Origin of the sequence: Vibrio sp. 1457 (genome assembly GCF_033340195.1) — a bacterium.
GTDB lineage: Bacteria > Pseudomonadota > Gammaproteobacteria > Enterobacterales > Vibrionaceae > Vibrio > Vibrio alginolyticus.
The window spans coordinates 21535-43367 of record NZ_JAWOWA010000019.1; the positions used below are offsets into that span (position 1 = coordinate 21535).

At 45.2% G+C, this 21833-nt stretch carries 17 protein-coding genes; 2 read left to right on the top strand and 15 right to left on the bottom strand.

Annotation, left to right across the window (positions count from 1 at the left end; genetic code table 11):
• Positions 1 to 288 precede the first annotated feature (288 nt).
• On the top strand, positions 289 to 1836 hold the full coding sequence (locus tag R7Z41_RS17725; protein ID WP_005381681.1) for an alanine/glycine:cation symporter family protein: 1548 nt from the start codon (positions 289 to 291) through the stop codon (positions 1834 to 1836).
• Between the two features lie 100 nt (positions 1837 to 1936).
• On the opposite strand, the gene R7Z41_RS17730 is transcribed toward R7Z41_RS17725, so the two are convergent.
• From R7Z41_RS17730 to guaB, 5 genes are all read right to left on the bottom strand, one after another.
• Complete coding sequence (locus R7Z41_RS17730; RefSeq protein WP_005381682.1) at positions 1937 to 2527, bottom strand: acetate uptake transporter; 591 nt, start codon at positions 2525 to 2527, stop codon at positions 1937 to 1939.
• A 182-nt stretch (positions 2528 to 2709) separates the two neighbouring features.
• The gene (locus R7Z41_RS17735) at positions 2710 to 4434 is read right to left on the bottom strand and encodes a chitinase (protein WP_225478085.1); all 1725 of its coding nucleotides are present in this window, start codon (positions 4432 to 4434) and stop codon (positions 2710 to 2712) included.
• 212 nt (positions 4435 to 4646) lie between these two features.
• The gene (locus tag R7Z41_RS17740) at positions 4647 to 6170 is read right to left on the bottom strand and encodes a Na+/H+ antiporter NhaC family protein (RefSeq protein WP_005381684.1); all 1524 of its coding nucleotides are present in this window, start codon (positions 6168 to 6170) and stop codon (positions 4647 to 4649) included.
• Between the two features lie 165 nt (positions 6171 to 6335).
• The gene (gene guaA, locus R7Z41_RS17745; RefSeq protein ID WP_005381685.1) at positions 6336 to 7889 is read right to left on the bottom strand and encodes a glutamine-hydrolyzing GMP synthase; all 1554 of its coding nucleotides are present in this window, start codon (positions 7887 to 7889) and stop codon (positions 6336 to 6338) included.
• Positions 7890 to 7988: 99 nt separating this feature from the next.
• Entirely contained in the window at positions 7989 to 9455 is a 1467-nt protein-coding gene (gene guaB / locus R7Z41_RS17750; RefSeq protein ID WP_017633908.1) for an IMP dehydrogenase, read from the bottom strand.
• Between the two features lie 231 nt (positions 9456 to 9686).
• On the opposite strand from guaB, the gene xseA reads away from it, so the two are divergent.
• Positions 9687 to 11018 (top strand): exodeoxyribonuclease VII large subunit, encoded by a 1332-nt coding sequence (gene xseA / locus R7Z41_RS17755; protein WP_042521180.1) that lies wholly within the window; start codon positions 9687 to 9689, stop codon positions 11016 to 11018.
• A 13-nt stretch (positions 11019 to 11031) separates the two neighbouring features.
• Here the strand turns inward: xseA and R7Z41_RS17760 are convergent, their stop codons facing one another.
• The 10 genes from R7Z41_RS17760 to ndk form a co-directional block, all read right to left on the bottom strand.
• On the bottom strand, positions 11032 to 11256 hold the full coding sequence (locus R7Z41_RS17760; RefSeq protein ID WP_012842112.1) for a zinc ribbon domain-containing protein: 225 nt from the start codon (positions 11254 to 11256) through the stop codon (positions 11032 to 11034).
• 309 nt (positions 11257 to 11565) lie between these two features.
• Positions 11566 to 12441, bottom strand: coding sequence for a metal-dependent hydrolase (locus R7Z41_RS17765; protein WP_065275049.1), 876 nt, complete (start codon positions 12439 to 12441; stop codon positions 11566 to 11568).
• 59 nt (positions 12442 to 12500) lie between these two features.
• On the bottom strand, positions 12501 to 13997 hold the full coding sequence (gene der, locus R7Z41_RS17770) for a ribosome biogenesis GTPase Der (protein WP_017820569.1): 1497 nt from the start codon (positions 13995 to 13997) through the stop codon (positions 12501 to 12503).
• Positions 13998 to 14164: 167 nt separating this feature from the next.
• Positions 14165 to 15325 carry an outer membrane protein assembly factor BamB gene (bamB, locus tag R7Z41_RS17775; protein WP_005381696.1) on the bottom strand — a complete coding sequence of 387 codons (1161 nt, stop codon included), beginning with the start codon at positions 15323 to 15325 and terminating at the stop codon, positions 14165 to 14167.
• A 12-nt stretch (positions 15326 to 15337) separates the two neighbouring features.
• Complete coding sequence (locus R7Z41_RS17780) at positions 15338 to 15952, bottom strand: YfgM family protein (protein ID WP_005381697.1); 615 nt, start codon at positions 15950 to 15952, stop codon at positions 15338 to 15340.
• A gap of 126 nt (positions 15953 to 16078) precedes the next feature.
• Positions 16079 to 17347: a histidine--tRNA ligase gene (gene hisS / locus R7Z41_RS17785; protein ID WP_005381698.1), complete on the bottom strand. Its 1269-nt coding sequence runs from the start codon at positions 17345 to 17347 to the stop codon at positions 16079 to 16081.
• Positions 17348 to 17373: 26 nt separating this feature from the next.
• The gene (ispG, locus tag R7Z41_RS17790; protein ID WP_005381699.1) at positions 17374 to 18492 is read right to left on the bottom strand and encodes a flavodoxin-dependent (E)-4-hydroxy-3-methylbut-2-enyl-diphosphate synthase; all 1119 of its coding nucleotides are present in this window, start codon (positions 18490 to 18492) and stop codon (positions 17374 to 17376) included.
• Between the two features lie 6 nt (positions 18493 to 18498).
• Positions 18499 to 19449 (bottom strand): cytoskeleton protein RodZ, encoded by a 951-nt coding sequence (gene rodZ / locus R7Z41_RS17795; protein WP_005383707.1) that lies wholly within the window; start codon positions 19447 to 19449, stop codon positions 18499 to 18501.
• Positions 19450 to 19884: 435 nt separating this feature from the next.
• Positions 19885 to 21012: a bifunctional tRNA (adenosine(37)-C2)-methyltransferase TrmG/ribosomal RNA large subunit methyltransferase RlmN gene (locus tag R7Z41_RS17800; protein WP_017633913.1), complete on the bottom strand. Its 1128-nt coding sequence runs from the start codon at positions 21010 to 21012 to the stop codon at positions 19885 to 19887.
• Positions 21013 to 21385: 373 nt separating this feature from the next.
• The gene (ndk, locus tag R7Z41_RS17805) at positions 21386 to 21811 is read right to left on the bottom strand and encodes a nucleoside-diphosphate kinase (protein ID WP_005381702.1); all 426 of its coding nucleotides are present in this window, start codon (positions 21809 to 21811) and stop codon (positions 21386 to 21388) included.
• Positions 21812 to 21833 lie beyond the last annotated feature (22 nt).

Below are 21833 nucleotides of genomic sequence, written 5' to 3' on the forward strand. Positions count from 1 at the left end.
ACAGGCAGACACTTACTCCACAAAATGCATAACCACTGGCATTTTTAACTCATCAAAATCGCAGCACATTTAAATGACAATGTGCTGCATAATTAATCATCAGGCAAATCTTCTACCTAAAAGGAGCAAATAAGCAACAAGAACCAAATTTTAACAACTACTCTCCATTCTGTGTTCATCATCACGCTACAAAGGATTTGTAGCTAAAAAAGTTAACAATTGCATTACATAAAGGGTAATGTATTGTGTGAAAAACAACCACAAACACAACTAACAGGGAAAATACTCATGCAGTCATTAGTTGATTTTCTGAATGGAATTATTTGGAGCCCGGTACTGATCTATTTGTGCCTTGGCGCAGGTTTGTTCTATTCAATCATGACGCGTTTTGTACAAATTCGTCACTTCTTTGAGATGTGGCGCTTATTACTTTCAGGGAAGAGTTCAACAAAAGGGATATCATCATTTCAGGCACTTGCTGTTTCACTATCTGGCCGTGTAGGTACAGGTAACATTGCTGGTGTTGCCGCTGCTATCGGTTTCGGTGGCCCAGGCGCCGTATTCTGGATGTGGGTCGTAGCCTTCTTTGGCGCTGCAACCGCATACGCAGAATCAACACTTGCACAAATTTATAAAGAAGAAGACGAAGGCGAGTTCCGTGGTGGCCCTGCTTACTATATTGAGAAAGCAATGGGACAAAAATGGTACGCTTGGATCTTTGCTATCGCGACCATCTTTGCTTGTGGTGTTCTACTTCCTGGCGTTCAATCGAACAGTATCGGTAACGCAGTAGAAGCCGCATTTGGCTCAGGTGACATGATTGAAACCGCTATTGGTACCTTCAGTTTTGCTAAAATTTTCACTGGTACGGTTGTTTGTGTCATTTTGGCTTTCATCATTTTTGGTGGCGTAAAGCGTATCGCGAACTTTACCCAAGTCGTTGTGCCATTTATGGCGTTAGCTTACATCATTACTGCGTTTGTCATCATCCTTCTAAACATTGGTGAGGTTCCACGCATTTTCGGCATGATCATTGGTGACGCGTTCACACCAATGGCAGGCGTTGGTGCAGCAATCGGCTGGGGTGTAAAACGTGGTGTCTACTCCAACGAAGCAGGTCAAGGTACTGGTCCTCACGCAGCAGCAGCAGCGAGTGTTGATCACCCAGCTCAGCAAGGTCTTGTTCAATCTTTCTCTATTTACATCGATACACTACTTGTGTGTTCAGCAACCGCGTTCATGATTCTTATCACTGGCGCGTACAACGTAAATGGTGCGATTGAAGGTACATTCCTGGTTCAAAACCTACCAGCGGATATTGGTGCAAATGGTCCTGTGTTTACACAGATGGCGATCGAAAGCGCACTACCTGGCGTGGGTAAACCATTCATCGCAATCGCTCTATTCTTCTTCGCGTTTACGACCATTCTGGCTTACTACTACATTGCAGAAACGAACATTGCTTACATTCGTCGTACGTTCAAAGTAAATGGACTGATGTTTATTCTGAAAGTCATCATTATTTCATCCGTGTTCTACGGAACCGTGAAAACCGCCAACTTAGCATGGGCGATGGGTGATGTAGGCGTAGGACTGATGGCGTGGCTAAACATCATCGGTATTTTGATCATCTTCTTTATGTCGAAGCCTGCACTCAAAGCACTGAACGACTACGAAGAGCAACAAAAACGTGGTGTGACCGATTTTACATTTAACCCTGTTGCACTGGGCATTAAAGGCGCAGATTACTGGGAAGATAAGTACCGACGTAAAACGGGTAAAGCACCAACGGCAGACAGCAATAGCGCAGAAACTGTTGAGCAACCATCAACATAGCGTTATCACATAAATAAGAAAAAGCAGTGGTCCGATTGAGGACATAAAAAAGGGGGATTAACCAATGGTTAATCCCCCTTTCTTCATTATGAGTAGCAGCTTAGGCGATAACCGCTTCAACTTTACGAGCGATTTTTGCTTTACCTACAGGTAACACTTCACGACCAAATTCGTTGTTCAGTACTTGTGCCATTGCGAAGTAAATTGCACTTGCGCCACAGAAGATACCCTCGAAGCCAGCGATAGCACCGATCACTTCGCTACCAGTGAAATCACGAGCAGCAAGCAAGAAGAACAGGATAGTTAGAGAGCCAAATACCACTTGCTTCGCTGTTGGGTAACATAGAGAACCAATGAACATGAAACCAGTGAAGATGCCCCAAAGCGCTAGGTACCAACCCATAAAGCTTGCAGGGCTTGCAGGAAGACCCATGTGAGGCATTACGATTAGACCAACCAATGTTAGCCAAAATAGACCGTAAGAAGTAAACGCAGTTGTGCCGAATGTATCACCGCGTTTAAAGCACATGATGCCAACGATTACTTGGCTAAGGCCACCGTAAAAGATGCCCATCGCTAGAATCATAGAGTCAATTGGGAAAAATCCTGCATTATGAATATTGAGCAGAATAGTGGTCATACCGAAACCCATAAGACCTAGCGGTGCTGGGTTAGCCAGTTTTGTCGACATGTACAAATACCTTTTTTCAAAAATGTTGATAAAAAATGCGCGCGAATTTTAATGGGCTCCAGAACAAAAGAGAAAAGCTGTTATTGAAAACTTAGATTCCATAAATAAACCGCTACATATATAAAAAAAGACCCTGCAAAAAAGCAGAGTCTTTATAGATGGTTAGGTTGTTTTTTACTCGATCACTGACAAGAAATCTCGTCCCAGAACCAGTTGCTTTGCGTTGGGCTTTCCCACACTCCTGGGCCATTTTTCGCAACAAAACATTTGTTTTGGTACGTCACTTTATCGCCGTTAGCGACTTGCGTTACACCTGGCTCCCACTGAATAAAATTGCCTGTCACTGGTGGTTCTGGCTCGGTTACTGGCGGCTCAGGTTCTGTGACGGGCGGCTCTGGTTCTGTGACGGGCGGCTCTGGCTCAGTCACCGGTGGTTCAGGTTCCGTTGTAGGCGGCTCCGTAGGAGTGCCTGAAACCAGCTTCCACGGGTCTCCTTTCGTTGGCTCATTACCTTGTGACCACCATTTCGCTTCGTAAACAGCACCTTGGTAAGAGACTTGTTCCCCCGTGTTATATACTTTGCCAGAATCCCAAGCTGCCACACCACCTACAGGCGGATCGACCGGATCCACTGGATCTAACTTGTCAACTACACGAACTTCTGGCCAACCCGCATGAGATTGGTAGAAGTTAGTTACACATTTCTCATAATCACCCGCAACTAGCGCAGAGTAAGCCGTTTGGAAACCAACAAGTTCACATTCAAAAGAGTGGCCTCCCGGACGATCTGAGTAGTATTTCCAGTTTCCATCCCAGTTGGTGTACAACACGTCTGTCGCACCATTCAGATTTAAGCTACCGTAAGGCGTCTGCTGCCAACAGGTATTGGTCTCATCGGCTTCAATTGGAATTTGATAATGGGCGGCAAGACCTTCCCAATAACGAATACGGTTAACAGGTTGACCTTTATCTTTGTTTTGCTCTCCACACTCAATACCACCATTGATCACGTTGATGGTGGTACCAAAGCCGTAACCAATGCCAGCATCAAGCTCACGCTGTGAAGGCACCCAAGTACGGTCAATCACATGTAGCATTGCAGGTTTCGGTGCTTGTGGGGTTAGGAAGAACCAGATAGCCGATGCTAAGTTCAGCCACGAATCCGCAACCAAGCCTGGATTTTTCAGCAATACAGATGCATCGCCATCAAACATCACTTCAGAGAACGCGCCATAGTTAAAATGGTAAGAAAGCTGCTTTGCACCACGTCCAAAGTAACCTTGTCCAGACTCACATGGCCAGCGTTTGTTTTGCCAGTCATTTTGACCACAACCTGTTGTGTAACCTTCTTGCCCTTCAGACCATCCCATTTCTCGCACATGAACCAAAGCTTGCTGCCACTCTTCCAACCCTAGCGGATTATCCGATACGTTATCAATCGAAATATGGCCACCGGTTTCTTGTGCAAAGTGAGCAAACGCTGTCACGATCGATTTTTTACAAATTGCATCCGAATCACGACCGTCTGTGTACTCACCACAGAATGCAGGGAACTTACCAATTGCACGTAGGAAACGCGTGTAAGTGTATTCAGGTGCCGCCATTTGAGTCAGGAAGTCCCACTCACTTTCGGGGAATACACGCTCTACACGCTTCACGTTTTCTGGGTTGGTTGTCGCCCCTGGAACAATCGCTTCAACCACTGAGTTCGGGCGTGTCTCTAATGCTTGTGACCAAATGGCATACATAGGATCAGAAGTTTTGCTTTGCTCTACGGCTTGAACGTCACCACGAGCAATAACATAACCATTCGGATTTTGCGGATCGGGCTGAATATTCATACTCGCATTCACTTGTGCTGCTAAGACACAACTCAATGCAAGAGGAAGATGTTTGAGTGCAAACATGTCTAGTCTCCGGATTTCAACAATACAATATACGAGGAATAACTAGACATATAGTGGATCATATATACGAAACACCGAGCCAAGTACGTTGATTCTGCGAGACAAAATGAATAAATAGGTCCTCACACACATTTTGTCACAAGAAAAATGTTACCTTGACTCAAAAGAAAAGCGGAGACCCTGTGAGCCTCCGCTTTGTGATGTTTCTCTCTTTATTGTTCTGCCGAAACCACCTCTAGCTTCGCGGTTGACTTTTGTTTAGACAGCACAAAATAAACCACACACTGAGAAATAATTGCGGCAAGCACAATCACTGGTGAGGCGTTGATTCCAGCTAAAAGAAAACACCCTAATGCGATCATTCCATTGAGTAATGCGTAAGGCAATTGTGTACGGAAGTGCTCATACTGTTCACACCCCGCTCCTGTCGACGACAAAATCGTAGTTTCAGAGATGGGAGAACAGTGATCGCCAAACAAGCCACCAGATAATACCGCACCAATACAAACCAACAGTGGTGCATCAATCGCAACGGCAGTTGGGATCACTAATGGCATCATGATGGCAAACGTCCCCCAAGATGATCCCGTAGCGAACGAGATAATACCGGCCAGTAAAAACGCAACCGCTGGCAATAACCAGTAAGGGAAACCGGCTTGAGCTTGTTCAGCAATGTATGCAGCTGCACCTAATTCTTTCCCAACCGAGCTAAGCGCCCAAGCCAATACCAGAATCACCGCCACTGACATCATGTTTGACATCCCTTTCAGATAAACCTGAATACCATCCGAAAGCTTTCTTACGCCATAAAACGCCATCAGCGCAATTAAAGTGAAGGCCGCGAAGAAATATGCAGAAGAAAGTGCAGCCCTAAACGTTGATCCTGCCACTTTTTGAAATGGAAAACCGTGTGGCACGAGGATGGTACATAGAACCACCAGCATAACGAGCAAAGGTGCCCATACAAAACTAGATTTTGCATTTTTATGCGTAAACACATTCATGGACTCCTGCACTTTCCCAAAGTCGGAGCCCTGCTCTGCTAGTTGTTCAGCCTTCGCCATCGGTCCGAAATCTAATTTGAAGAAAGAGACAATCGGCACAATCGCGATCGCAAGAAAGGCGTAAAACTGATACGGGATCGCACCAATGAAAGCATCCCAATCACTCATACTGACATTCAGGGCAGTAAACTCTTTTTGAATCAATCCCATGATGTAAACGCCCCATCCGATAAAAGGGATCAAGATTGCGACGGGAGAGGAAGTAGAGTCGATAATAAAAGCTAATTTTTGGCGTGATACTTTTAACTTATCAAATAAAGGGCGAAAAACAGGGCCAACAATCAGTGGTGTACCAAGGTCTGAGAAGAAAATAACCACACCACCGAACCATGCGGACAGTTGAGCTTGGCATTTACTCGCAACCCATTGAGTAACCTTTTTAGCAAACGCCACACCACCGCCAGATTTCTCCATCAAGGCAACAAAGCCACCAATAAAGACCAAGAGCAAAATGACGCCCGCATTGTAGCTGTCAGTTAATTGCGGCAGTAGATAGCTTTTCATCAGTGCACTAAACGAGTCTAGTGGCCCTTTTTCGACAAATGTCCCTTCGAGCATAGCGACACCACTCACCACACCCGCGAATAAACCAACAACGACATTTCTTGTGGTCAGCGCGAGGAAAAGAGTAATAAGGATGGGAATGAGAGAGGTAACGTCAGCCTGTTCCATAGCAATACCATTTATGATAATTAAACAATTAAAATGAATATATATTCAATTTAACCGCATGTATATATCTCTCACAAAAAAGTTGAGCCACCTCTTCACAAACTTGAAGTACAAAAAAACCAGCCCGAAGGCTGGTTCTTATAAACTCAACTGTCTAGAGGAAAATTATTCCCACTCGATAGTCGCTGGTGGCTTACCTGAAATGTCGTAAACAACACGAGAAATGCCATCAACTTCGTTGATAATACGGTTAGATACCTTACCTAGGAAGTCGTATGGTAGGTGTGCCCAATGAGCAGTCATGAAGTCGATAGTTTCTACCGCACGTAGAGACACAACCCAATCGTACTTACGGCCATCGCCCATTACACCAACAGAACGTACTGGTAGGAATACCGTGAACGCTTGAGATACTTTGTTGTATAGATCAGCTGCGTGAAGCTCTTCAATAAAGATAGCATCAGCACGGCGTAGCAAGTCACAGTACTCTTTCTTGATTTCACCAAGAACACGAACACCTAGACCTGGACCCGGGAATGGGTGGCGGTAAAGCATGTTGTAAGGCAGGCCTAATTCTAGACCAATCTTACGAACTTCATCTTTGAACAACTCACGTAGTGGCTCAACAAGACCCATTTCCATGTCATCTGGAAGACCGCCCACGTTGTGGTGCGATTTGATCACGTGCGCTTTACCAGTCTTAGATGCAGCTGACTCGATTACATCAGGATAAATCGTACCTTGAGCTAGCCATTTCGCGTTTTTCAGCTTCTTAGACTCTTCATCGAATACATCTACGAATACGTGACCGATAGTCTTACGCTTCTCTTCTGGGTCAGACTTGCCTTCAAGTGCTTTTAGGAAGCGTTCTTCAGCGTCAACTTTGATGATGTTCAAACCAAATTGGTCGCCGAACATATCCATTACTTGTTGACCTTCGTTTAGACGAAGTAGACCGTTATCAACAAATACACACGTTAGCTTGTCGCCGATTGCGCGATGAACCAGCATCGCAACTACCGATGAATCAACACCACCAGATAGACCTAGGATAACTTCGTCGTCACCCACTTGCTCTTTAATGCGAGCAACCGCGTCTTCGATGATAGATTCCGAAGTCCATAGACGCTCACAGCCACATACGCCAAGAACAAAGTTCTCAAGCATTTGTAGGCCACCTTTTGTGTGTGTCACTTCTGGGTGGAACTGAACACCGTAGTATTTCTTCTCTTCGTTCGCCATCGCAGCGTAAGGACAAGTGTCTGTCTCACCAACTTTTACGAAATCGGCTGGGATCTCTACTACTTTGTCGCCATGGCTCATCCAAACGTCTTGAGTTGCTTCAAGGTCTTTAAATAGAGCACATTCACCAGAAACTTTAACCTGAGCGTAGCCAAACTCACGTTCGTTAGAGCCCGCTACTTTGCCTCCTAGTTGTTCCGCCATAGTTTGCATGCCGTAACATACGCCAAGTAGAGGAACGCCAGAGTCAAACACATATTGAGGCGCGCGTGGAGAGTTCTCTTCCGTTACGCTTTCTGGACCGCCAGATAGGATAATGCCATCTGGGTTGAATTCGCGAATATCCGCTTCTTCTACATCCCAGCTCCATAGTTCACAGTAAACGCCGATTTCACGTACGCGGCGTGCTACTAATTGAGTGTACTGAGAACCGAAGTCCAAGATCAGAATACGTTGGTCATGGATATTTTTAGTCATTTTGAGCAGTCTTTTTAAGGCTAAGTGATTAAAACCGAGGCGAGTGTACTCGCCTCTTCTTAATGCTTCAAGGAAAAAGCAAACGTTTCCGTTGGGTAATTAGTTCCCTAGACGGTAGTTCGGCGCTTCCTTAGTAATTTGAACATCGTGTACATGAGACTCTTGCATACCTGCACCAGAGATACGTACAAATTCAGCTTTCGTACGCATATCTTCGATAGTTGCAGAACCAGTTAGACCCATGCTTGAACGTAGACCACCCATTTGTTGGTGTACGATCTCTTTTAGACGGCCTTTGTATGCGATACGACCTTCGATACCTTCTGGTACTAGCTTGTCCGCTGCGTTGTCAGACTGGAAGTAACGGTCAGAAGAACCTTGAGACATAGCACCAAGAGAACCCATGCCGCGGTAAGATTTGTAAGAACGGCCATTGTATAGAATCACTTCACCCGGCGCTTCTTCAGTACCAGCAAACATAGAACCAACCATCACACATGATGCGCCTGCTACGATTGCTTTACAGATATCACCTGAGAAACGGATACCACCGTCAGCAATAACCGGAATACCATAATCATTAGCCACTTCTGCCGCATCTGCGATTGCAGTGATTTGTGGAACTCCCACACCCGTTACAATACGAGTTGTACAGATAGAACCAGGTCCGATACCCACTTTCACTGCGCTTACGCCAGCTTCGATTAGTGCTTTAGCACCAGCACCAGTTGCTACGTTACCACCGATGATGTCTAGATCTGGGTAAGCAGCGCGAGTTTCGCGGATGCGGTTTAGTACACCTTCAGAATGTCCGTGTGAAGAGTCGATAAGTAGAATGTCAACGCCTGCTTCAACTAGAGCAGCAACACGCTCTTCGTTACCAGCGCCAGCACCAACGGCTGCGCCAACACGTAGGCGACCACGCTCATCTTTACATGCGTTTGGTTTACGTTCTGCTTTGTGGAAGTCTTTCGCAGTAATCATACCGGTTAGTTGGAACTCATCATTCACAACCAATACTTTCTCTACACGAGCTTCGTGCATTTTCTCTTGCACTTCTTCTCGTGTTGCACCTTCTTTAACTGCTGCCAACTTCTCTTTTGGCGTCATTACTGAAGATACTTTCTTAGAAAGGTCCGTCACAAAACGAACGTCACGACCAGTGATAATACCAACAAGCTCATTGCTCTCAGTGACAACAGGGAAACCTGCAAAACCATGCTTTTCAGTGAGTGCAACAACATCAGCGATGGTCGCGTCAGGGTTTACAGTAACCGCGTCAGTTACCATACCAGCTTCGAACTTCTTAACTTTACGAACTTCGGCTGCCTGCTGCTCAATAGACATGTTCTTGTGGATAAAGCCAATGCCACCCTCTTGCGCTAGCGCAATCGCTAGACGAGCTTCAGTAACAGTGTCCATAGACGCTGAAATCATTGGGATGTTTAGGGTGATGTTCTTAGTTAGCTGAGTGCGAAGATCAGCTGTGTTTGGGAGAACGGTGGAGTGTGCTGGCACAAGTAGTACGTCATCGAATGTCAGCGCTTCTTTGGCAATTCTTAGCATTTGCAATATCTCACAATTAGAGGAGTAAAAAGAACAATCCAATCTCATCGTTTCGCATAATGAGGGTAACCTGTGTTAGCAACAAGCTACATTTGGATTAGATATTGCGGAGGGATTATACGGTTAACGCAATCGCTTGACCACAAATTTTTTAATTTTTTTCTTGCAATTACCCCCTTGCTATGTATTATATTGCCGCTAATTTCCATACTCACGTCTAAGAGATTAGCTGTGCTCTCCAAGACCAATCAAAACATCTTTACTGTTTCTCGTCTCAACGCAGAAGTTCGTTTACTCCTTGAAAACGAAATGGGGATCGTTTGGCTCGTCGGAGAGATATCCAACTTTTCAGCTCCTGTCTCTGGTCACTGGTACCTCACTCTTAAAGACTCTCGCGCTCAAGTTAAATGTGCCATGTTTCGTGGTAACAATCGCCGCGTTACTTTCAAACCCGCTAACGGTAATCAAGTCCTAGTAAAAGCTCGTCTGTCTCTTTATGAGCCTCGCGGTGACTACCAATTGATCATCGAAAGCATGCAACCGGAAGGTGATGGCCGTCTTCAACAAGAGTTTGAAGAGCTGAAAATGAAGCTTGCAGCAGAAGGGTTGTTCGCGCAAATCAATAAGCAATCTTTGCCTGAGCACCCTAAACGTGTTGGCGTCATCACATCGAAAACTGGTGCCGCGCTTTACGATATCTTAGACGTATTGAAACGTCGTGATCCTTCCCTACCTGTTGTGATTTATCCGACAGTGGTACAAGGTGAGGACGCAGCCATTCAAATTGCACAAGCCATTGGTCGCGCTAACAGCCGTGATGAATGTGATGTACTAATTGTGGGCCGAGGTGGTGGTTCATTAGAAGACTTATGGTGCTTTAACAACGAGATATTAGCTCGCACGATTGCAGCAAGCCAAATTCCTATTATTAGCGCCGTTGGACATGAAGTTGACGTGACAATAGCTGATTTTGTCGCCGACGTACGCGCGCCTACTCCATCAGCAGCCGCTGAGCTAGTAAGCCGTGATAACAGCCACAAAGATCAAGCTTTAGTTACCCGCCAGCATAAGTTAGCGAGTGCGATGCGTTACTACCTAGCACAACAAAAGCAGCAATCTGCTCAATTAGTGCACCGTCTAGAGAGACAGCACCCAAGCTATCGCTTGCAACGTCAGACGCAACAGTTAGATGAGTTGGACATGCGCTTACAGCGAGCGATGAGTCGTTTTATTGCCTTGCGTCAACAGCGAATCGAGCGTCAACATTATCGGCTGCAATTAAATTCTCCTGTAACACGCCTTGCCGAGCAGAAGTCGAAGCTAGAACGTGTTGAGCAAAAGCTCATGGATGCAATGGATCGCAAATTACTGACTATGCGCCATCAACTCGCGATTGCTGCAGAGAAGTTAGACACCGTCAGCCCACTAGCGACATTGAAACGAGGTTACTCAATTACTCAAACTGAGCAAGGTAAAGTGATTACTCAATCTTCAGATGTAAAATCGGGAGATATATTGATTACTCGATTAGCCGAAGGCGACGTTCGCTCTACCGTTAACTGAATACAAACTCTGGTTAACTGATTTTCTGGAACTCAAATCGGACACGTGATTTTGATTTGAGTTCATTACACACATTACAAAAGTAACTCGCAGCACCGCATGCTTGCAGCTTCTCCAGCTCCGCCTCACAATCAGGGCAAAAACCTACTTTTTTAAAATCCGATTCACACTGTGCACAATGGTATTGTCCTGTCCATTCCAGTTCGACATTGCAAGTCGGGCAAATGTTCTGCTGCATATCCCGTTCCTCTCTCTAAACTAAGCAATTTCGAGTAACGCATGCTACTCAAAATAGCGAACAAGTATGTTGATCTTCATCACCGCCCCAACAAGTTTCACGAGGCGTTAACCATACTTGATACGTAGGATCTTATACTGATCGTCTGATATTTACTCCTTGATCAGCGATCACCCCTTAAAAGAATATTTATATAACCACACACCGAAAGCATAAGTTACATATTCTGCATTCCAATTTAAGGCAGAATAAAAAACCTTAAAAAGATTTAATTAAACGAAAAATCAGAATTTAATAAAAAGATCTTATTCAAAAAGCAGTGTTTACATTGGTGTGCATTTCGATAGTTTGAGCGTCGAGCTTAACGAGTTTAACTTGGATAAAAGCAAACTCATTTAAATGGCTCGCATGCGTTCCACCACAAGGGATTACCGCTAATTGACCTTCCCCTAAATCGCACTTCCAATAGCGAGAATCCGTTAATCTGTCACCGTGGCATTCCATGGTGATCATCGCATCTCGTCGAAGCCATTCCACAAGTTGGCTATTCACTTTTTTTGCAATCGCCTGGAGGTCATTCAGCATATCTGCACTGTTTAATCCTCTTTTACGGAGTGTTTTGCCTAAACGGTACGTATCGAGGCACTTGTCTGGAGTAACATAACTCGTAACTTGTGCATAGCTATTAAAGTCATAATAACCATGTGGGTCTTTGCGGTCTGCGTCTTTTCGCCAATAGTCTTCCGCTAGTACTTTATTCAACGCCAAATACGCTAAGTGTCCTGCAGTGTGGCCTCGACTCAAAGCGCGTTGGTAATCCTTATCTACCGCCAATGTCACCAAATCATCAGTAACAAGTGATTCCGTACGTGATAAAACATGCACAACGACAAACACCCAACCTTCAGCATCACGCTTTACAGGGATGTCACTACCCACATACAAAGCACCACTCTCCTGCTCCACTGCTCCAACTTGGCAATCTACTACGTCATGCTCAGACCCATTCACCTTCAACGTTCCTTTATCTGCAGGGTGATCCGGCCACATGTGACTAACGGGATGGAACGGCGTGACATCTGTAATAACGTAAGTCACTTCTTCCGTAGATTGAACGAGCTGTATTTGTGCTTCTAATTGCCATGTTTGATGACAAAAACGAGTCTTTGTTGCTGTGATAGTCATTTTTACGATTACTTTTGATAAAAAAATACCCAAGTAGAAACTTGGGTATTCGAATTTCATTATTTATTGCGGTTTTTCACCATCGACATCATACGTTTGCGTTTACGCTCTTGTGATAGCGTAAGCTTATTCGTACGGTTCTCGTATGGGTTATCACTGTTGTGGAAGTTAATGCGAATCGGTGTTCCCATAATTTCCAGAGACTTACGGAAGTAGTTCATCAGATAACGTTTATACGAATCTGGCAATTCACGAACCATGTTACCGTGGATAACAACGATCGGTGGGTTGTAACCACCTGCGTGTGCGTATTTGAGTTTGATACGACGACCACGAACCATTGGCGGTTGGTGATCATCCACAGCCATCTTCATGATACGCGTCAGTACTGACGTACCCACACGCGTTGTCGCCGAGTTATATGCTTCTTGAATAGATTCAAACAAGTGACCAACGCCAGTACCGTGCAGCGCAGAGATAAAGTGGATACGCGCGAAGTCGACGAATCCTAGACGGCGGTCCAGTTCTTTCTTCACGCTTTCTTTCACGTCACTGTCTAGACCATCCCACTTGTTAACGGCGATGACAATTGAGCGGCCAGCATTCAGTGCAAAACCAAGCAAGCTTAGGTCTTGGTCTGAAATATTTTCACGTGCATCAATCACCAGTAGAACGACGTTTGCATCTTCTACCGCTTTCAGCGTCTTAACAACAGAGAACTTTTCAACCGTTTCATTGATACGACCACGACGACGAACACCTGCGGTATCAATTAGTACGTATTCGCGTCCATCACGCTCCATCGGGATGTAGATAGAATCGCGCGTTGTACCAGGCATATCGTATACAACCACACGTTCTTCACCCAGAATACGGTTAGTCAGTGTCGATTTGCCTACGTTAGGACGACCGATGATCGCCAACTTAATCGGCTGCTCTTGAAGGCGTTTGAATTCAGCTTCTGCGTCTTCTTCAGTGTAATCTTCAACAAGAGGCTCTTCGTCTTCGAATCCAGTCAGGTCTTCAATCTCACCTTCTTCAGATTCACTTGTTAGTAGATCATCAAAGAATGGAGATAAAGCACGCTCAAGCAAAGCGGTCACACCACGGCCATGAGCAGCCGCAATCTGGTACATATCATCCACGCCGAGCTGCCAAAAATCAGCACACGCCGCATCGGCATCAATACCATCGATTTTGTTTACTACCAGCATCGCTGGCTTTTCAATTTTACGCAGATGCGCAGCAATTGCTTCATCTGAAGGTGTCAGACCAGCACGACCGTCAACAAGGAACAATACAACATCAGCCTCATCAATCGCGGCTAATGACTGTTCTGCCATCTTTGTTTCCACGCCTTCTTCTGTGCCATCGATACCACCAGTATCAATCACAATGAATTCGTGCTCTTCACCAAGTCTCGCCTGGCCATATTTACGGTCTCGCGTTAGGCCTGGAAAGTCCGCAACCAACGCGTCACGAGTGCGAGTCAATCGGTTAAATAGTGTAGATTTACCTACGTTCGGACGCCCTACTAGAGCTACAACAGGTACCATAACAACCTCTACAATAATCTTTCTTCTGTAGTTATAGGTAACGACTTGCTCGATGCCAAATCAAACCAGCTTTTTACCTATAACCACGTCAGGGTTAATAAATTCAAACAACAAAACGGCTCCTAGCTGTCACCAGCCAGGAGCCGAATGTGAATTATATCACGATATTATTCGTTAATGGTTAGTTTCTTTACATCGCCGTTGCGAGTTGTAATCACATAACCATCCGACAATAACGTCGGGCCAACTGCCAAGCCACTATCATCGACAAACTGCTGCGCAACAAATTCGCCCGTTGAACGATCCATCCAGTGAAGGTAACCAAGCGTGTCACCGACAACGAGATAATTGCCAACAATAACTGGCGCTGTAAGTTGTCGGTGCTCAAGCAAGCTGTTTTCCCACAACTCAGTCCCGCTTCGTGAATCAACGGCAACAACATGATCTTTTTCCGTTATCACAAAGATGCGACTACCATCTGTAGAAATGTCTGTCGCAGATGAGTAATTACGCTTCCAAATCGGGTTCGCTGAACGTAAGTCAATGGCGATAAGTTGACCATTGTATCCAATGGTGAAAAGAGTACCGCCTAGCACAATTGGCGATGAATCAACGTCAACCAAACGATCAATTTCTGTCGCGCCTTTTGGCGTACCAACAGGCTGTTGCCAAATCAACTGACCACGCTCAACGATAGCAGCTGCGAGTCGGCCATTTGCCGTTCCCCAAAATACACCGCCGCCAATTGCAGTCGGAGTACTGTCGCCACGTAAAGTTAAGTTCGGCACTTCTGTGCTCAATGCCCAGCGTTGCTCACCTGTACTCTCATTAAGGGCAATCAGCATGCCTCGGCTAGTATTGATGATAATAAGGCCTGAATCTGCAACTGGCTTCGCCAGTACCTCACCACCAACTTTTACACGCCAAACAATTTCACCTGTTTCTTGGTCAAGAGAGATGACTTCACCATTCTCAGAGCCAATGTAAAGGTTTCCGTATGCCGCTGTGATACCACCAGAGAGACGAGCAATGACATCTTCTTCTAGGTCCGTTTGCCAACGTTGTTTACCATTCTCAGGATCCAGCGCTTTTACTAAGCCATCACGACTTGCCACGAACAATGTATCATTCGCAAATACAGGGGATAGTTTTGAAAAGTAATGACCAACACCATCGCCAACCGATGTGCTCCACTCACTACTGGTTGTAAACTGACTGTCTACCTGAGGTAGTGGCGCCATTACAATGGTGTCTTTCTCACCTGCACAACCGGCAAGTACTCCCATTGTTAACGCCCCTAGCAAGGCTTTCTTAAAGACTCTTTTCATCCAATGCGGTCCTTATTTCGCCAGATCGTCCAATTTCATTTGTAGTGTCGGGCTTGCATCTGCCGCTTGCTGAGCTTCAGTATACGCAGCGTACGCAGCATCTTTGTCACCTTGGCGAATCGCAATATCGCCACGAAGTTCAGCAATACGACCTGTCCATGCTGTATCAGTGACGTTACTTAGCTCTGCCGTTGCAGCGTCGAAGTTACCCATTTCCGTCTCAATACGCGCAATGCGGTAACTAATCAATGGTAACAACGCAGCATCTTGAGTGTTGCTTTGCGCCCACTTCAGTTGCTCCAATGCAGCAGAAAGGTCTTGAGCTTCAACTTGTGCTTTAGCAAGTTGTAGTGCAGCCAATACTGAATATTCTTTTACTTCATTTGACTCAATGAAAGCTTTCACGTCAGCTTGAGCATCAGTGCCTTTGTCTTGCAAAGCATTCATTGCTGTCGTGTAGCTTTGAGAAGCTGCTTCACTCGCCTGAATCACAGAATCCTGGTAGTAACGCCAGCCAAATAGACCACCTAAACCAACAACCGCACCGATGATGACGGCTTTGCCGTTTTCCTTCCACCAGTCTTTAATGGCTTCAACTTGTTGTTCTTCAGTATCGTAAAGTTCCACTTCCTGTCCTCTTAAAACATGTAAATGGCAGCTTAGCTGCCATTGTTCCTATTTCGTTTAAAGGCTCCACATTTGGGAGCCTTAGCTTACGAACTAGGATGTAATTTTGTTAGATTACTAAAAGACTTAAATCAGTGCTGCGATCTTTTCTGCAACTTCTGCTTGGTTGTAAGTCTCTTGCTCACCACCAGCTAAGTCTTTCAGTACTACGGTATTATCCGCAACTTCGTTTTCGCCCAGAACCAATGCTACAACAGCACCAACTTTGTCTGCGCGTTTAAACTGTTTCTTGAAGTTACCGCCACCGAAGTGATTCATCACACGAACGCCTGGAACAGACTCGCGAAGCTGTTCTGCTAGCTTCATTCCTGCCATCATGGTGCCTTCACCCGCTGTGACTACGTACACGTCAACACTGCGACGAACGTCTGTCAGTTCCAACGTTTCTAGCATCAGTACTAGACGCTCTAGGCCCATTGCAAAGCCAACCGCTGGTGTTGGTTTACCACCTAATTGCTCTACAAGGCCATCGTAACGACCACCGCCACATACAGTGCCTTGAGCACCTAGGCTCTCAGTGATCCACTCAAATACCGTGCGATTGTAGTAATCCAGACCACGAACTAGACGTTCGTTAACTGTGTATTTGATACCTGCGGCGTCTAAAAGTTCACATAGACCTGCGAAGTGTGCTTTAGATTCTTCACCCAAGTAATCTGAAAGGCGAGGCGCATCACCTAAAATAGCTTGAACGTCTGGGTTCTTCGTATCCAGAACACGCAGTGGGTTCGTGTGCATGCGACGCTTACAATCTTCATCTAGCACATCAATATGTTGCTCAAGGAATGCAACCAGTGCAGTACGGTAGTCTGCGCGGTCTTCTTGAGAACCGATAGAGTTCAGCTCAAGACGAACATGTTCATTGATACCTAGCTCACGCCATAGACGCGCCGTCATCATGATAAGCTCTGCATCAACATCTGGACCATTTAGACCAAACACCTCAACACCACACTGGTGGAATTGACGGTAACGACCTTTCTGCGGACGTTCATGGCGGAACATAGGCCCCATGTACCACAGACGCTGTTCATCACGGTTGATCAGGCTGTTTTGGATACATGAACGTACACAGCCCGCCGTACCTTCAGGGCGAAGTGTTAGGCTGTCACCGTTACGGTCATCAAAGGTGTACATTTCTTTTGAAACGACGTCTGTCTCTTCACCAACAGCGCGGCTGAATAGGTTTGTTTCTTCAACGATTGGCATGCGCACTTCGTTATAACCGTATGCGCTAATTACATTTTTCACTGTGTTTTCTAATTTTTGCCACAGTGGCGACTGAGTTGGGAGGCAATCGTTCATGCCTCGAATTGCTTGAATTGTTTTTGCCACAATACTTACCGTAATTCTCGTTGAGATTAATCTTGTACTTTAACTTCGATGCGGTTTTCGCCATTCATCATAGCTGCTTTCGCACGGATCTTAGCTTCTAGCTTATTCACAAGGTCATCGTTATCAAAGCGCTCTTTCTGGCGTTTACCATCTTCGTAGAATGCGCTCTTCTTGTTACTACCTGCTAGACCTAAGTGAGAAACTTCTGCTTCACCAGGGCCGTTTACCACACAACCGATGATAGACACATCCATTGGCGTGATGATGTCTTCTAAACGTTGCTCCAGTGCATTCACCGTACCAATCACATCGAATTCTTGGCGTGAGCAGCTTGGGCACGCAATAAAGTTGATGCCTCGAGAGCGAATGCGCAGAGATTTAAGGATGTCGAAACCGACTTTGATTTCTTCAACTGGATCGGCAGCCAAAGAGATACGCAGCGTATCTCCTATCCCTTCAGATAACAGCATACCTAAGCCAACAGATGACTTAACAGCGCCAGCTCGAGCACCACCCGCCTCTGTGATACCTAAATGAAGAGGCTGATCGATTTTCTTCGCCAGCAGACGATATGAATCCACCGCAAGAAAAACGTCTGAAGCTTTCACGCTAACTTTAAATTGGTCAAAGTTAAGACGATCGAGATGATCTACGTGACGCATCGCCGATTCAACCAAGGCTTCTGGCGTAGGCTCACCGTATTTCATCTGTAGATCTTTTTCCAAAGATCCACCATTGACACCAATACGGATCGGGATATTTTTATCGCGAGCGCAATCAACAACAGCGCGAATGCGCTCTTCATTGCCGATGTTACCTGGGTTGATACGTAAACAGTCAACTCCGTACTCCGCAACTTTCAGCGCGATACGATAGTCGAAATGAATATCAGCCACTAATGGTACAGAAACTTGCTGTTTAATCAGTTTGAAAGCTTCTGCTGCGTCCATCGTAGGTACAGAAACTCGAACGATATCTGCGCCGACTTTTTCTAGTGCTCGGATTTGAGCGACTGTCGCTTCTACGTCAGTCGTGCGAGTGTTAGTCATTGACTGTACTGCAATTGGCGCACCATCACCAATTGGCACATCACCCACATAAATACGCGTCGATTTACGACGAATAATTGGAGATTCGTGTTGCATAATTTTTTATAACGGTAGAGTGAATCTAGCTACTTTGCCTGAAGTATACCCAGAAAGGTCGACAGGTTCACTTGCAAATGTCATTGTAACCCCTTCCGGTGCGCCTAATATCACTTTAAATGGCGCTTTTCCGGTAAGTTCTACATCTTGTCCTGGCTTATGAGTACCACTTACCAGCGTTTTACCATTGGTGTCTTTTACTTGAATCCAACAGTCCGCTTTAAACTTCATAGTAAGAAGTGTCATGCCTTCAGGTACTACTGGCGCAGGCTGTTCCTCTTCCGCCGCTTCAATCACGGCAACAGGTTCTTCAGAATCTACGCTTGTTGTATTTTCAGTTTCAGTCAGCAAAGGATCCGCCCCTTGCTCAACGGGTGCTTCAGTCAATTCAGCAACACCTTCATTAGTTGAAGCAACTTCTTCAGGAGTGCTTGCGATTAACTCTTCAGCCGTCATCAAATCGATATCAGCTAATTCTTGAGCAGTGGGCTGCGGCGCTTCAACACTTGAATCCGTTACTTCCTTAGTTAGGCTATTCTCTTGTTGGTTTTGCCACCACCATGCAGCTGAAATGCCAATAATGACTAGCCCGATAACCCAAGTAAGGAGCATAATACGGCTATTGTGCTTCTCGTCTTTTGTTTTACGAGAGAAGCTTTGCATTTCAATTTCTTGCTCTTGAGGCTGAGCATCGGCAGTCTGCTCTAACGCCGTCAAAACCACCTTCTCATCAAGACCTACGAATTTAGCGTAAGAGCGTAAGTAACCACGCGTAAATGTCGCGACTTGTTGAGATTCAAATCGGTTATTTTCAATATCTTCAATCACAGAAATGCGAAGCCTCAGGCGGTCGGCAACTTGCTTTTGGCTCATTCCCAAGGATTCACGTTTGTTTTTCAGTAATGTGCCAGCTTCAATAGAGAGTGGCACTTCATTCGTATTTTCGTGTTCTGTCATAATGGCGGTATTTAATCTGTTTTAGTGGCTAACGTGGTCATGTATTTTCGTTATTGTTCTTAAGCCTCTTTAAAGATAGCTAGCCTAAACGCGTTAACCAAAAATAATAATTTTAAGAAACTCTCAGCGATCTGAGTGCGAATACCCGTTTTGCAAAAATCAGCAAAACGTATGTGAGAAAGTGCTGAGAATTATCGGTGTCATCGTTAGTGTTACATATCATGATAAGCGAATGCGCAACGAAGACAAAAACTCTTTACACTCAAACTAACAGATAGCTCAAGCTTTTGTCCAAACTTTGACAAAGGAATTCGAAATTATACCCAAATAACCTTAGGTTGAAGAGTGATAGTCCCAAATCTTGGCGAAAATGTCCTAAACAATAAACAAAATAGCCAGAGCGAATGGCTCTGGCTATTTTTGAATTCCGGTCGTTTATACAGCTTTCACTTCAATGGTATCGGCACCGCGTGACGCTTTCAGCATTGCCGTACGTTTAGTTCGGTCAATTACATCACCGACCAACTGACCACATGCGGCATCAATGTCATCACCACGTGTTTTACGAACCGTAACTGTGTGCTCGTATTGCATCAATGTTTTTTGGAAGCGATCAATACGTGAGTTACTTGGTTTCTTGTAAGGTGAACCTGGGTACGGGTTAAACGGAATCAAGTTAATCTTACATGGTGTGTCTTTCATCAATTCAGCCAGTTCACGAGCATGGTCCATGTCATCGTTCACATGATCAAGCAACACGTACTCGACTGTTACCTTGCCACGGTTTGCATTCGATGAAGCAATGTAACGACGAACGGATGCTAGGAAATCTTGAATATCCCAACGATCGTTAATTGGCATGATTTCACTACGCAGCTTATCGTTTGGCGCATGAAGAGAGATCGCTAACGCAACGTCGATTTTGCCCGTCATCTGATCAAGACCAGAAACGACACCTGATGTTGATACGGTTACGCGACGCTTCGACAAACCAAAGCCAAGGTCATCCAGCATTAACTCCAATGCAGGAATCAAGTTCTTCATATTAAGAAGCGGCTCACCCATGCCCATCATCACGACGTTCGTAATTGGGCGACGGCCTGTTTCTTTCTCAAGACCAATTTCACGTGCAGCACGCCACACCTGACCGATGATCTCTGAAACTTTCAAGTTACGGTTAAAGCCCTGCTGTGCTGTTGAGCAGAACTTACATTCCAATGCACAACCTACTTGAGAAGATACACAAAGCGTTGCGCGATCATCTTCTGGAATGTAAACCGTTTCTACATCCTGATCACCAACCTTCATTGCCCACTTGATCGTGCCGTCTGAAGAATGCTGAGCTTCTGCTACAGTTGGTGCTTTAATTTCACACTTGTGTAAAAGCTTTTCGCGCAGCTTCTTGTTGATGTTTGTCATTTTTTCGAAGTCATCTACACCGAAATGGTAGATCCACTTCATAACCTGATCGGCACGAAACGCTTTCTCGCCAAGTTCTTCCGCGAAAAACTGACGCATGCCTTTGCGATCAAAGTCGAGTAGATTGATTTTTTCAGTGGTCATGTTGCCTCTCAATGACTGAAACAAGAATAAGGGCGCGAATTGTACAGCCTTTATGCAGCTACAACAAGGGGTGTAAGACCCTGAGTTTGCTAAGGCATTAAAATAAAAACGATTAAATTTTAATCAGACTTTACGGTGAGAATAATGATTAGACAACCGACAACAAAAGCGTAGAAGTGGTACAGAGAAAACAGTGAGAACAAACACACGTAACTAAGCTTTCACCCCTGTAAGATGCTCAGATTAGCCAACATCTTCGCGAATAATTACGAATGAACTCGCAGGTGAAATGGAGAACGCGGAATAAAAAACCTCGGACAATTCCGAGGTTATTACGAACTAGATCATCACGCAAAAGTGATGCATGAACGAGTTAGCGAGAGAAAACTTCTGATTCAGGGAAGAAAAACTCAATTTCACGAGCGGCAGACTCAGGGCTATCTGAACCATGAACTGAATTGTGACGCATGCTGAGTGCGTAATCAGCACGCAAAGTGCCACATGCCGCGTCCTCTGGGTTGGTTTTACCCATTAGCTCGCGGTAACGTGCAATCGCATTTTCGCCTTCCAATACCTGAACCATAATAGGACCAGATGTCATGAACTCTTTTAGAGGAGGGAAAAACTCTTTACCTTCATGCTCTGCATAAAAGCCGCTTGCCTGATCTTCTGTCAGGTGAACCATTTTGGCAGCGATGATACGTAGGCCAGCCTTTTCAATACGATTGTAGATTTCACCAATTAGGTTTCGCTCTACAGCATCAGGCTTAATGATTGAAAATGTTCTTTCTAGAGCCATAAAATTTCCTTTCTGTACTTGT